14 protein-coding genes are annotated in these 12,811 nt (G+C 41.4%); 8 read left to right on the plus strand and 6 right to left on the minus strand.

Annotated elements, in window-relative coordinates:
- The first annotated feature begins 5 nt into the window (after positions 1–5).
- From EV690_RS12930 to rnd, 5 genes are all read left to right on the plus strand, one after another.
- Positions 6–1,949 (plus strand): ATP-dependent DNA helicase, encoded by a 1,944-nt coding sequence (locus EV690_RS12930; RefSeq protein ID WP_207907526.1) that lies wholly within the window; start codon positions 6–8, stop codon positions 1,947–1,949.
- Positions 1,946–2,647: a tRNA (adenosine(37)-N6)-threonylcarbamoyltransferase complex dimerization subunit type 1 TsaB gene (gene tsaB, locus EV690_RS12935; protein WP_131913417.1), complete on the plus strand. Its 702-nt coding sequence runs from the start codon at positions 1,946–1,948 to the stop codon at positions 2,645–2,647. Before EV690_RS12930 ends, tsaB begins: the two co-directional genes overlap by 4 nt.
- Positions 2,648–2,650: 3 nt before the next feature.
- Positions 2,651–2,917 carry a hypothetical protein gene (locus tag EV690_RS12940; protein ID WP_131913418.1) on the plus strand — a complete coding sequence of 89 codons (267 nt, stop codon included), beginning with the start codon at positions 2,651–2,653 and terminating at the stop codon, positions 2,915–2,917.
- Positions 2,910–3,407 carry a Slp family lipoprotein gene (locus tag EV690_RS12945; protein WP_131913419.1) on the plus strand — a complete coding sequence of 166 codons (498 nt, stop codon included), beginning with the start codon at positions 2,910–2,912 and terminating at the stop codon, positions 3,405–3,407. Before EV690_RS12940 ends, EV690_RS12945 begins: the two co-directional genes overlap by 8 nt.
- Before the next feature lie 133 nt (positions 3,408–3,540).
- Complete coding sequence (gene rnd, locus EV690_RS12950; RefSeq protein WP_131913420.1) at positions 3,541–4,662, plus strand: ribonuclease D; 1,122 nt, start codon at positions 3,541–3,543, stop codon at positions 4,660–4,662.
- 62 nt (positions 4,663–4,724) lie between these two features.
- Here the strand turns inward: rnd and minE are convergent, their stop codons facing one another.
- From minE to minC, 3 genes are read right to left on the minus strand one after another with little or no spacing between them, the layout of a single operon-like run.
- The gene (gene minE, locus EV690_RS12955) at positions 4,725–5,000 is read right to left on the minus strand and encodes a cell division topological specificity factor MinE (RefSeq protein ID WP_131913421.1); all 276 of its coding nucleotides are present in this window, start codon (positions 4,998–5,000) and stop codon (positions 4,725–4,727) included.
- Positions 5,001–5,006: 6 nt separating this feature from the next.
- Positions 5,007–5,819, minus strand: a complete 813-nt coding sequence (gene minD, locus EV690_RS12960) for a septum site-determining protein MinD (protein WP_131913422.1) — start codon at positions 5,817–5,819, stop codon at positions 5,007–5,009.
- A 16-nt stretch (positions 5,820–5,835) separates the two neighbouring features.
- On the minus strand, positions 5,836–6,516 hold the full coding sequence (minC, locus tag EV690_RS12965) for a septum site-determining protein MinC (RefSeq protein ID WP_131913423.1): 681 nt from the start codon (positions 6,514–6,516) through the stop codon (positions 5,836–5,838).
- Between the two features lie 115 nt (positions 6,517–6,631).
- On the opposite strand from minC, the gene EV690_RS12970 reads away from it, so the two are divergent.
- The 3 genes from EV690_RS12970 (at position 6,632) to EV690_RS12980 (ending at position 8,566) form a co-directional block, all read left to right on the plus strand.
- A complete protein-coding gene (locus EV690_RS12970) occupies positions 6,632–6,916 on the plus strand; it encodes a YcgL domain-containing protein (protein WP_131913424.1) in 285 nt (94 codons plus the stop codon).
- Positions 6,903–7,886, plus strand: coding sequence for a lytic murein transglycosylase (locus EV690_RS12975; protein WP_131913425.1), 984 nt, complete (start codon positions 6,903–6,905; stop codon positions 7,884–7,886). The genes EV690_RS12970 and EV690_RS12975 overlap by 14 nt, the downstream gene beginning before the upstream one ends.
- A gap of 221 nt (positions 7,887–8,107) precedes the next feature.
- Entirely contained in the window at positions 8,108–8,566 is a 459-nt protein-coding gene (locus EV690_RS12980) for a YcgN family cysteine cluster protein (protein WP_131913522.1), read from the plus strand.
- 204 nt (positions 8,567–8,770) lie between these two features.
- On the opposite strand, the gene dsbB is transcribed toward EV690_RS12980, so the two are convergent.
- The 3 genes from dsbB to EV690_RS12995 form a co-directional block, all read right to left on the minus strand.
- The gene (gene dsbB / locus EV690_RS12985; protein WP_131913426.1) at positions 8,771–9,277 is read right to left on the minus strand and encodes a disulfide bond formation protein DsbB; all 507 of its coding nucleotides are present in this window, start codon (positions 9,275–9,277) and stop codon (positions 8,771–8,773) included.
- 57 nt (positions 9,278–9,334) lie between these two features.
- A complete protein-coding gene (gene nhaB, locus EV690_RS12990; RefSeq protein WP_131913427.1) occupies positions 9,335–10,921 on the minus strand; it encodes a sodium/proton antiporter NhaB in 1,587 nt (528 codons plus the stop codon).
- A gap of 380 nt (positions 10,922–11,301) precedes the next feature.
- A complete protein-coding gene (locus tag EV690_RS12995; RefSeq protein ID WP_131913428.1) occupies positions 11,302–12,807 on the minus strand; it encodes a SpoVR family protein in 1,506 nt (501 codons plus the stop codon).
- Positions 12,808–12,811: the final 4 nt, after the last annotated feature.

The raw sequence follows: 12,811 nt of genomic DNA on the forward strand, positions 1-12,811 counted from the left end.
GGAACTTGAAAGAAGATTATTTTGCGCCTGAGGGATTGCTGGCAAAAAGCATTGTTGGGTTTTCACCGCGCAAAGCACAACAGAAAATGGCCGCAGCTGTATCAGACGTCCTCAAGCGTAAAAAAATCTTGTTAGTTGAAGCTGGAACAGGAACCGGTAAGACTTTCGCTTACTTGGTTCCTGCATTACATAGTGCCCAGCAAATTGTTATCAGTACCGGTTCGAAAGCGCTTCAAGATCAACTCTTCCATAAAGATCTGCCGACTATGGTCAAGGCTCTCGGGTATTCTCACTCTGTCGCTTTACTAAAAGGCCGCAACAATTATTTGTGCATTGAACGGCTTAGTCATTTTATGCAGCAATCACGTGATATGGATAAGCAATTGTTAGCAGACTTAGCGCGAGTCCGCCAATGGTCGATAACGAGTGCTGATGGTGACATTTCTGAACTAGGGCCATTAGCTGAAAAATCAGAATTATTACCGTTGATCACCAGTACAAATGATAATTGCCTTGGCAGAGACTGCCCAAGTTACAGTGAGTGCGCGTTAGTTAAGGCTCGGAATCGAGCCATGCAAGCACAGATCATTGTGATCAATCATCACCTTTTCTTTGCTGATATGGCGGTGAAGGAAACCGGCTTTGGAGAGTTATTGCCTGAAGCCGATGCTTATATTTTTGATGAAGCTCACCAACTACCAGATATTGCTACTCAATATTTTGGCCAGACATTTTCGAGTCGGGTGGTTAGCGATCTATGTAAAGATATCGAGCTGCTATATCGAACAGAGTTGAAAGACATGGCCCAGCTCGCTAAAGCGGGCTCTAAATTGCGAGTGAGTGCGCAAGATACACGGCTAGCTTTTGAAGGTGAAAAAGAACGCGGTGATTGGCGGCCATTGTTAAAGAAACCTAAATTTACTCAGCAGCTCAAGCGCTTGAGTGATGATTTACAGTTTGTCTATGAACTTTTAAAATTGGCTTTATCGCGCAGTGAGCTCGGTGATCATCTTTTTGAGCGAGTCACTCAGCTGCAAGTGCTGTTAGAGAAAATGCAGCAGACGCAGGTTACCGGCTTTAGCTATTGGTATGATACTTCAAGGTTGCATTTTTCACTTAACATTACACCGCTTAATATCGCCGAACGATTTCGTAAAGAGCTCGATGAGCGCGATGCTTCATGGATTTTTACCAGTGCAACGTTGGCAGTTAACCAAGGGTTTGATCATTTTGTTAGCCAGTTAGGTATGGATGGCGCTGAGCAGCTCATGCTCGAAAGTCCATTCGATTTTTCTAATCAAGCCCTCTTGTGTGTGCCTCGTTATTTTCCAGAGCCCGGTTCCCAAGGGGTTGAAAAGGTCATTGTGCAGAAATTGCTGCCTATTATTGAGAAAAATGGCGGACGTTGCTTCTTTTTATGTACCAGCCATGCAATGATCCAACGCTTATCTAAGCTTTTGCATGAGCAAACAACGCTTCCAGTGCTTACCCAAGGCGAAGCCGCTAAAGGTGTTTTATTAAATCAATTTATTCAAGCCGGTAACGCTATTTTGGTTGCCACGGGATCTTTTTGGGAAGGGGTTGATGTTCGAGGCCAAGCATTATCATTTATCGTCATTGATAAGATTCCTTTTGCTTCTCCTGATGACCCGTTAATGCGAGCCAAAAGCGAAGATTGTCGTCTCCGCGGAGGCGATCCATTTCAGCAGGTCTATCTACCGCAGGCTGCTATTACGTTAAAGCAGGGGGTTGGCCGACTTATTCGAGATACTCGGGATAAAGGTGTTATTGTCATCTGCGACAATCGCATGGTGAACCGTCATTACGGTCAACTCTTTTTGCAAAGCTTGCCGCCGATGCGCCGTTGTCGCGATTTAGAGCAAGTAACACAATTTGTTAGTCAGATGAATCATGCGGAAGACACCGCAATAAGTGATATAAATTCATGAATCAAAAGTTAAACGTTAATTTATTAGCCATAGATACAGCAACAGAAGCATGTTCTGTTGCACTGAGTTGGCAGGGGAAAATCTATTCTCATTTTGAGAGATGTCCCCGAGAACATACGCAGAAAATTCTTCCCATGGTCGAGCAAGTTTTAATGCAAGCCGAGGTGAAGCTCAGTCAGTTAGATGCAATTGCATTTGGCCAAGGCCCAGGTAGTTTTACAGGAGTGCGCATTGGGGTTGCAGCAGCTCAAGGGCTAGCTTTTGGTGCAAATTTACCAATGATAGGGGTTTCAACGCTTGCAGCGATGGCTCAACAAGCGATTGATAGCGCGGGGGCTAATACGGTCGTTGCAGCCATTGATGCTCGAATGGGGGAAATTTATCATGCGATTTTTGCCAATCATCATGGGCAAGCCGTCATGACACACACTGAACAGGTTATCTCGCCAGAAGCTGTTGAAAGCATGGCGGCTATGCCAGGCGTTGCGGTCGGAACTGGCTGGGAAACCTATGGTGATATTTTGTGCGAAAAATATCCGTTAGTGAGCCAAACAGATATTGCACTTCCGCGAGCTTACGATATGCTTAAACTAGCTAAGCAGTTTTATGCCAACGGTCAGACCACAACTGCAGCTAGTGCTCAGCCCGTTTATTTACGGGATAAAGTAACCTGGAAAAAACTTCCCGGGAGAGAATAAATTGTGAGAGTTGGTGGTATTAATCAAGCGCCTTATCCCATAAAGAGCCCCAATAAGGGGGCTCGAAAAGATAAGAAACGAGCCAAGAAACGCTCTGAATCAGGTCATGACAAATTGCAGGTCATTGATGATGATTCTATCTTTGATACGATTAGCTATGATTTACCATCCGCTCATACTCAGGGTGCTTTACGTGCATACCAAGAAATCCATATGTTGGCGAAGCGCAATCATATTAATTTAATCTTTGGTGTTGATATTTATGCGTAAAATAGTTGGTTTAGCTTCTTTGCTTAGCTGTTTATTTCTTATTGGGTGCAGTAGCCTTCCAAAGTCTGTTCAGCTATCTGATAACCAAACGAATACTTCATATCTGCAAGCACTTAAAGGGGGCCATCAGGGGCAGTGGGCACTTTGGCAGGGGAGTATAGCCAAAGTGAATAATAATGATAAAGGCACTCAGATCCAGGTCGTGATGCAACAGTTGGATTACCAAGGTAAAGTTGTTGGTGATAATAGTCCGGGTCGTTTTGTCGCTCATGTTAAACAGTTTTTAGACCCAATGATCTATGCCCCAGGACGGACCATCTCAATTAAAGGGTTGATCACTACACCGACTACAGTTGTTATTGATAAGTTTCAACAAAAAGTTCCGACTATCAATGCAAAGACATTTTATCTTTGGCCCAAAGTACAACCTAATCCAGAGCCGTTGCCTCCGCGTTTTTATCCTTTTTATTGTGATCCTTGGTTCCCATAGAAAATTAAACGATATTGATGCTTAAATAAGCAATTAAGTTAAGCCAGACAAGTCTTTGTCTGGCAATTTTGTTAGACTAAAAAGCTATTTCCCTAAGTGATGTCGACGACCTGTTCGTTGTTTATTGTTAATTATGATTTATCAGATTATTCAAACACCTTCTCAACTCACGGCTCTTTGTGAGTTTCTAGATCAACCTACGACTACTTTAATGTTGGATACTGAATTCGTTCGGACCCGAACCTATTATGCTAAATTAGGGCTCATCCAAATATTCGATGGGCATCAGTGTTTATTAGTTGATCCGGTTTTAAATGATCTAGATAAATGTGAATTTTGGCAGCGTTTAGAACGACATCATTGGGTTTTACATGCGTTTGGTGAAGATTTAGAAATTATCAACCCGCATGTTCGTCAGTTTGGTTTATCTGTTTTCGATACTCAGATTGCGGCTTCTTTTTTGGGACACGGTATTAGCTTAGGTTACCAAGGGCTAATCCAACAGACGACGGGAGTATTACTTGATAAAGGGGAATCACGAACCGATTGGCTCGCGCGTCCTTTGAGCGAACGCCAGTTAGATTATGCAGCTAAAGATGTTATTTATCTTAAAGCGGCATATGAGCAACAGTGTGAAGAGCTTAAAGCCAAAGGTTTATATGACTATGTACTTAGTGAAAGTGCTCGTATTGCTGCGATTCGTTGTTTAAAACCAAAAGAACAAAATGCTTATCTTGATGTGAAGAATGCTTGGAAGTTAAACCGTCAAGAGCTCGCTATATTACAGCAATTAGCTGCATGGCGACTGCGCACCGCTATCGAAAGAGATATGCCCGTCAATAAGGTTGTTCATGCTGACACGCTTTGGGCAATTGCCAAGCATCAACCACAGACTAAAAATGACTTAAAAAATACCGGCATATCTCCACAGGCTTTTCGTATCCATGCCCAGAACTTGCTGCATATTGTTAAACAAGCTCAACAAATACCGGAACAACAATGGCCTGAGAAGATTAAACGAATGATCGATTATCCCGAATATAAGCCAACCCTTAGCAAATTTCGGGAAGTAGCTACACAAGCAGAACACCAGACTGGTATTCCAGCTGATGTTTTAGCTCCGAAGCGATTGATCCATGAGTTTTTTACCTGGCATTGGAAGTTGTCTGAACAAGAACGACAAAACAGCCATAAACCAGCGCTGATTAACGGTTGGCGAGAAGAGGTTCTCAAGCCATATTTACCTACTTTATAAACCTTCTTATTCTGCTATGCCCGCAACTGCGGGCTCATATCGTGAATATCCAGTCAATAAATCTATTTACCTTTGCTTTTATTATCTTCAGGTAAGGTAATGTTAAGCTCAAGCACCGATAAATCAGCTTCTTTATTGTCCAGTGACACTTGGATCTGATCGGGATCGATTTGAACATAACGCTGAATTACCTGAAGAATATCCTGCTTCAGTGCAGGTAAATAATCAGGCCCTGAACGTTCACTGCGTTCGTGAGCCACAATAATCTGTAGACGTTCTTTGGCTAACTTCGCAGAGCCCTTTTTATTGCTGCTACGAAAGTAATCAATTAGAGCCATGTGTTACTAACCTCCGAAAATCCGGCTGAAAAATCCTTTCTTCTGCTCATTTACAAAGCGAAGTTCAAGCGAATTTCCTAATAAACGTTCAACTGCATCCTGATAGGCCTGACCTGCATCACTTTCTGTATCAAAAATAACAGGCTCGCCCGAGTTAGATGCTTTCAAGACCGACTGTGATTCGGGTATCACACCTAACAATGGTACAGCTAGAATTTCACATACATCTTCAACACTGAGCATATCGCCTCGATGAACACGCGCAGGGCAATATCGGGTGAGCAGTAAATGTTCTTTAACTGGCTCTAATCCTTGCTCTGCTCGGCGAGACTTACTTGCTAACATGCCTAATATGCGGTCTGAGTCACGCACCGATGAAACTTCTGGGTTTGTGGTGACGATTGCTTCATCTGCAAAATATAACGCTAATATCGCACCAGCCTCAATTCCTGCAGGAGAGTCGCAAATAATATATTCAAAGCCTTTTTCACCCAGTTCATTAATTACTTTCTCGACACCTTCTTTAGTGAGTGCATCTTTATCTCGAGTTTGCGAAGCGGGCAGAACATAAAGTTCTTCAAGGCGTTTGTCTTTGATCATCGCTTGGTTAAGGGTTGCTTCGCCGTTAATAACATTCACAAAATCATAGACGACGCGACGCTCACACCCCATGATAAGATCGAGGTTACGCAAGCCGATATCAAAATCAATAATAATGGTTTTATGGCCTTTAACAGCTAGACCTGTACCGATAGCAGCGCTAGATGTAGTCTTACCTACGCCACCTTTACCTGAAGTCACAACGATAACTTTGGTCATATAATTCCTTCAACACTTAGTTTAGAGGGACGAATGTTAATTGCCTCTCCCGTAGTTCAATACAACATGCTTGCTGCCACATGGGCTGCAGGTTTTCAGATAACTGATAATGTCCAGCCACCGAGACCAGTTCTGCCTGAAGATTCTGACAACAGATAATACAGTCAGTCTGTCCATTCGCTCCAGCAATTGCTCTGCCTCGTAACGCACCATAAACATGGATACTTCCGTCAGCAATGATCTCTGCGCCATTACTGACACTACCTAAAACGACTAGATCACAATTTTTTGCATAAACCTGTTGCCCTGAACGAACCTGTCCTCGAACCACTTTAGGTGGCTGGCCAATATTCGCTTCCTGCGAAGTTTCAATCGGTTTAGGCTCGACATCACGCCCAGCGATTAAAACTGGAATACTGGCTGAGTGACAAAGCTGTTTTTGTTCACTATCTCGCGTCCCTGTTACACCAATCATAACAAAGCCTGTGGCATTTATCGCTGTTCGTAGTGCTGAAAAATCGATCGGTTCATCCACTAAACTCACATTGACAATGACGGGTGCTGTTGCAAAAAACTTGGGAGCTTGTGCCATCTTCTTCTCAAGCACCTGCTTGATATGTTCCAAGTCATTATCAATCAAATGAATGACAGATATCGTAAACGTAGTTCCTTTTATTTCAACTTCTGGTTCGGCCATGTGATTAACTATTCCTATTACTTTAGTCTCTTTAGTGGCACATTGTTGTGTATACAATCTATTTTGCTATAGTTTGCCCATTTATGTGTAATGAAACAATAAAAAGAGTCAAAACATGCTGTGCTATATTTATAAAAGCTTAAAAAAAGAACAAACATACCTTTATATAGCCAAAAGGGATAAGTTTGAAAACGTTCCTGAGCAGTTATTAGCGATGTTTGGAAAGCCTGAATTGTTGATGACTATTAATTTGGCAAAACAGATAAAACTAGCAATAGCGGATATTGATAAAGTTCGTGAGGCAATCCGAAAGGATGGATTTTATCTGCAACTACCTCCTCCTGTGACGAATGAACTTGAAGCATTTAAAGCTTCTAAGGGGATACATGATCCGAATTAAAGTAGCTATTGGGTGTCTGATTTTATTGTGTGGCTATGCTTTGAATGCTCAAGCACAAACCTTTGATGATTATGTGCTTTCTCTTAAACATCAGGCGCTTGAACAGGGCTATTCTCAGTCATTAGTAAATAAGGCTTTTGCACAGATTAAATTACGCAAAAAGGTGATTTATAGCGATAAAAACCAACCAGAATTTCGTTTAACTCTGGATACTTATATCCCTAAAGCTTTACCTAAATGGAAAGTAGCCAAAGCGCGCAAATTATATAAACAGTATTATCCTCTTTTGACTAAAATTTCAGCTCAGTATCATGTCCAGCCTCGATTTATTGTTGCATTGTGGGGAATCGAATCTAATTTTGGAAAGTTTACGGGGCATTATGATGTGATGTCAGCATTAGTATCGCTTGCCTACGAAGGGCGTCGACGGGCTTTTTTTGAACGTCAGATTATAGCAACACTAGCCATCATGAAAAGAGATGGAATGACGCGTAGTCAACTTAAAGGCTCATGGGCCGGCGCAATGGGGCAGGTTCAGTTTATGCCAGGAACATATCTGGCTTATGCGGTCGATGGCAATGACGACGGTAAAATTGATCTGACCCATAGTGTGCCCGATGCGTTAGCTTCAGCAGCCAATTATCTCCACAAAATCGGTTGGAGAGATGATATGACCTGGGGACGACAAGTTCATTTACCTAAAAATTTCGATTTAGAAAAGCCCAACATCAAATCAGCAAAATTACTCTCTGTCTGGGAAAAATTAGGCGTTCGGCGCTATAGCGGAAAAGACTTGCCCGTTCGGCAGATCAAGGCTCGATTAGTCGTTCCAGACGACCGTAATGGGCGTATTTATTTGGTATATCATAACTATGAGACACTGCTTAAATGGAATCGGTCTAACTATTTTGCGATTACCGTTGGAACCTTGGCCGATCGTATCGCTTACCCACCAATTGATTTACGCTGACCTGACCAATGCTTTTTTGATATCATGACAGTAATTTTATCCATATCAGACAACTGGGATGATATGGATATTCTGTGACAGTAGGGCATTGACTCAAATTAATTTCAGTCTTTTTTATCTCATATAAGCGATAAAACGGCCGCTACTTTGCGAAGATAAACGCGATTTTCACTATGTTTGTGAAAGACAATTATGACACGATTTGAAAGGTATATTTGGTGATTAGCGATCCAACATTTTGGCAACATAAAACACTTGAACAAATGAATGATAGTGAATGGGAAGCTCTTTGTGATGGTTGCGGGAAATGCTGCTTAGCCAAAGTTATTGATGACGATACTGATGAGCTTTATTTTACCGATATTAATTGTCAGCTATTAGATCAGCAAAGTTGCCAGTGTAGTGATTATGCCAATCGATTCACCAAGGTCAGTGATTGTGTCAAAATCACACTCAATGACCGGGAGTCTTTTCAGTGGTTACCACCAAGTTGTGCTTATCGTCGTTTAGATGAAGGCAGGGCACTACCGTTTTGGCACCCACTTCGCCACAATGGAGATAAGACTTTCATGCATAGCATTGGCGCATCCATCCGAGGTAAAACGATTAGTGAAACAGCAGTTAGCGGTGAATTTCAGGACTTTATTGCCTATTGGCCATTAGATGAGTGCGAAGATTAACGCTCACGAGGACAACAGCTATCAGTGATCTTGAACAGGCGATAACTAAAATATTAAAAATCTGACTGCTGCGCTGGTGTTCGCCGAGCAACTTGTTAAGCCGAGAATTTTCTAAGAACCTCTCCTATCTAACAAAGCAAAAGAGAGGTTAATATAAGAAACTATTATAGCCGAAGTCATTTATTTAAAATAAGCGGCAATGGATTAACGTCGAAATTGTCCAGCCAAAATCAACAACGCCATGATCAAATAAACACCAAAGGCAACCATCAACCATTGCGGCATACTCCAATTCATCAGTTTCCACACGACCAAAGAGCAGTCGCCATGAGGTTGGAACATCCATGGAAACCAGTCATTAAGTTTGAGCCAGTTAGGAAAATGGGGATATGGGCTACAAGTGGTAAAAGGCGAAGGGTGCAATTGCAGTTGCATATGCTGCCAAGCAAGCAATAATCCCCAGCTACTAGAAGCAATAAATCCTACAGTGGCGATGAAGCGCAACAACAACCATCGCGGTGCAATAAAGGCCAATAAGGCACTAAGAACAATACCAAGCATTGCGGTGCGTTCATAGATACACATCACACAGGGTTGTAAGTTTTTGCCATATTGAAAATATAACGCTACTAGCTCAAAAACGATCGCACTCAGAGCAAGAATAAGCCATGGTCTGCGCTGCATTGACCAAATTCGAAAAATTTTTGCCACATCAATTCCTTATTAAGTCGACTAAGAAAGGGCAAATAGCCCCTTCTTGTACCAAATTTAATGACCAATTGCAGCCGCTGCAACTTTAGCACTGTGATGAATTAACCATCCATGCTGGTAAAATAGATCTGTGGCAGGCATTAGAAGATAATTAACACAAAGCAAGCCGACGACAACTAATACAATTGTGTACGGAAGCGCCATGATTACCATCCGTCCATAGGATAATCTCAGTAGTGGGGCTAGTGATGAAGTCAGCAAAAATAAAAATGCGGCTTGCCCATTAGGGGTTGCAACTGACGGGAGGTTCGTCCCAGTATTAATTGCTACCGCTAGCATATCAAACTGATCACGGGTGATTTGGCCATCCATCAGGGCTGAGCGAACTTCGTTGATGTATACCGTGCCAACAAACACATTATCCGAGACCATAGATAACACACCATTAGCAAGATAAAAGGCAATGAGCTGAGCATGTCCTTCCTGCTGTAAAACCCAATGAATAACAGGTTTAAATAAATGAAGATCGATAATCACGGCCACTACTGAGAAAAACACAGCCAATAAAGCAGTAAATGGTAATGCTTCAGTAAAGGCTTCACCTAACTGATGTTCCTCGGTAATGCCAGCAAAAGTCGTTGCTAGAATAATGACAGACAGACCAATTAATCCCACAGCGGCTAAGTGAAGTGCTAAGCCAGTAATAAGCCATATAGCAATAACACCTTGAACAATAAGTTTGACATTATCACGGCGGGTACGGCGACTATCCTCATATGCATCAAAACGCTGCATAATGGTACGAACACGGTCAGGAAGTTTTCCACCGTAACCAAACCAGCTCGTTTTTTCCAACACAACACATGTGACAAGGCCTAGCACAAATACAGGTACAGAAACGGGGGCCATGCGCAAGAAAAACTCACTGAAATGCCATCCGGCCTGATCGGCAATAATAAGATTCTGTGGTTCTCCTACCATCGTGCATACACCACCAAGAGCGGTACCAACCCCAGCATGCATTAATAAACTACGCAAAAATGCTCGAAAACCATCCAAATCTTGGCGTGTCAATTCATCTTTCAGCTGCTCATCTTGAGTATGATCATGTTCAATATTAAAGTCTTTACCGGAGGCAACTTTATGATAAATAGCATAAAATCCAACTGCGACACTGATAACAACAGCGATCACAGTCAATGCATCTAGAAAAGCTGATAAAAAAGCTGCCGCGATACAAAACGCTAAGGATAAAATCACTTTGCTGCGAATTTTGGTGAGCATTTTGGTGAAGACATAAAGCAATAACTGCTTCATGAAGAAAATGCCTGCAACCATGAAGATCAACAAGAGGATAACTTCAAAGTTAGCTAAAAGTTCATGTTTGACTGTTTCTGGTGATGTCATGCCAATGGCAACCGCCTCGATTGCCAATAAACCACCAGGTTGCAATGGATAGCATTTTAATGCCATCGAAAGCGTAAAAATAAATTCAACGACTAAAACCCATCCAGCGACAAACGGATCGAGCGAAAAGATTATTGGGTTGACAACTAAAAAGGCGATTATGGCAAATTTGTACCATTTGGGGGACTTCCCAAGAAAGTTAGAAGTAAAAGCCGTTAGTAACGAGTCATTGGTCATAATTGCGCTAATATCCTGTTAAAAGAGTGATCCATTTTATAGTAAATAGAATACCTGTCCAAAACACATAACAAAATGCATTTAAGAATTATTCTAAATTAAAATATTGCATTAAAAAAACTCATTGATTTAAGAAGAACTCGAATAAGTTGGTAGCCTTGACTCAAATTAACCTTTGAGCGTTTTTTAGTAAACAATCTATTTTTATGATGTTTATGCTTGTTACGTAAATAGGTGTAATACGTTGCTTAATTATAAAAAATTTTAATGTGTCAAATGAGGCATTTTACACGTAGTTTTCTATATAAAAATGGCCTTTCAGTACAAACAGCGATGAGAGGCCAAAAAGCTACTGTACTGCCATACAGTAGCTCATGTTGTTAATCAACTGTTTTAGATGGGCAAGTGGCTAAAAGTTCGACATTTCCAGACTCTGTCACCTGTTCTAACCGAACAGTAAACCCCCAAAGCCGATGTAAATGTTTTAAAACTTCATCCAAATTTTTGGCTAATGGGATATGATTATGTGGGGTATATCGCAATGTCATGGAACGGTCCCCTCGAACATCGACATTATATACTTGAATATTTGGATCGATCGTCGATAAGTTATATTGGTTAGACAACGCCTGACGAACCGCTAGATAGCCCGCTTCATTATGGATTGAGCTGATCTCCAAATATGGCATGTTATGGAGATCTGTGAGGTTAAACAATTTAAAATCCCGAATAAGATTGGGAGATAAAAACTGACTTATAAAGCTTTCATCTTTAAAATTTTGCATCGCAAAATGCAGCGTTTCAAGCCAATCACCACCGGCAATATCTGGAAACCAATACTTGTCTTCTTCCGTCGGATTTTCACAAATTCGTCGAATGTCGCACATCATTGCAAAACCTAAAGCGTATGGATTTATCCCATTAAAATAGGGGCTGTTATACGCCGGTTGTGCGACAACATTCGTATGATTGTGTAAAAATTCTAGAATAAAACGATCTGTCACATACCCCTGACTATACATATCATTCAAAATTGTGTAATGCCAGAAGGTTGCCCAACCTTCATTCATGACCTGTGTCTGACGTTGTGGATAAAAATACTGACTAATTTTACGCACAATCCGAATGAGTTCTCTTTGCCAGGTTTCCAAAAGTGGTGCTTTTTTTTCAAGAAAATACAAAATATTTTCTTGTGGTTCCTCTGGAAAATTTTTCGGTTTGAATTGTTGTTCACTTTCATTTTTTGGAATTGTTCGCCATAACTCATTCACCTGAGCTTGTAGATATTCCTGCCTAGATTTCTGTCTAGCTTTTTCCTCTGCAAGAGAAATAGGAGAGGGGCGTTTATAACGATCGACGCCGTGATTCATTAAGGCATGACAAGAGTCAAGGATATCTTCCACCGCTTCGATGCCATAGCGCTTTTCACATTCTGCAATATAGTTTTTGGCAAATAATAGATAGTCAATAATTGACCCGGGATCGGTCCAAGCCTTAAATAAATAGTTGTTTTTAAAGAAAGAGTTGTGCCCATAGCTAGCATGCGCCATAACCAACGCTTGCATAACCATCGTGTTTTCTTCCATTAAATAAGCAATACATGGATTTGAATTAATCACAATTTCATAGGCGAGCCCCATTTGGCCTCGCTTATAATTTTGTTCTGTCTGAATAAATTTTTTACCAAACGACCAGTGATTGTACCCAATTGGCATACCGACACTGGAATAGGCATCCATCATTTGTTCAGCAGTAATAATTTCAATCTGATTCGGGTAAGTTTCTAATTTGAACTTTTCAGCTGTTGCAGCAATCACTTCGTGATACTGCTCGATGAGCGGGAAAGTCCAGTCTGGCCCGTCATCTAGACGTTTATTTTTGACCATGCTC

Origin of the sequence: Celerinatantimonas diazotrophica (genome assembly GCF_004339545.1) — a bacterium.
Classification (GTDB): Bacteria; Pseudomonadota; Gammaproteobacteria; order Enterobacterales; family Celerinatantimonadaceae; genus Celerinatantimonas; species Celerinatantimonas diazotrophica.

What these genes read in the sequence shown, in the direction of transcription:
- tsaB (WP_131913417.1), top strand. Translation starts at nt 1,946, where the DNA reads ATGAATCAAAAGTTAAACGTTAATTTATTAGCCATAGATACAGCAACA.
- EV690_RS12945 (WP_131913419.1), top strand. Translation starts at nt 2,910, where the DNA reads ATGCGTAAAATAGTTGGTTTAGCTTCTTTGCTTAGCTGTTTATTTCTT.
- rnd (WP_131913420.1), top strand. Translation starts at nt 3,541, where the DNA reads ATGATTTATCAGATTATTCAAACACCTTCTCAACTCACGGCTCTTTGT.
- minE (WP_131913421.1), bottom strand. Translation starts at nt 5,000, where the DNA reads ATGGCTCTAATTGATTACTTTCGTAGCAGCAATAAAAAGGGCTCTGCG.
- minD (WP_131913422.1), bottom strand. Translation starts at nt 5,819, where the DNA reads ATGACCAAAGTTATCGTTGTGACTTCAGGTAAAGGTGGCGTAGGTAAG.
- minC (WP_131913423.1), bottom strand. Translation starts at nt 6,516, where the DNA reads ATGGCCGAACCAGAAGTTGAAATAAAAGGAACTACGTTTACGATATCT.
- EV690_RS12970 (WP_131913424.1), top strand. Translation starts at nt 6,632, where the DNA reads ATGCTGTGCTATATTTATAAAAGCTTAAAAAAAGAACAAACATACCTT.
- EV690_RS12975 (WP_131913425.1), top strand. Translation starts at nt 6,903, where the DNA reads ATGATCCGAATTAAAGTAGCTATTGGGTGTCTGATTTTATTGTGTGGC.
- nhaB (WP_131913427.1), bottom strand. Translation starts at nt 10,921, where the DNA reads ATGACCAATGACTCGTTACTAACGGCTTTTACTTCTAACTTTCTTGGG.
- EV690_RS12995 (WP_131913428.1), bottom strand. Translation starts at nt 12,807, where the DNA reads ATGGTCAAAAATAAACGTCTAGATGACGGGCCAGACTGGACTTTCCCG.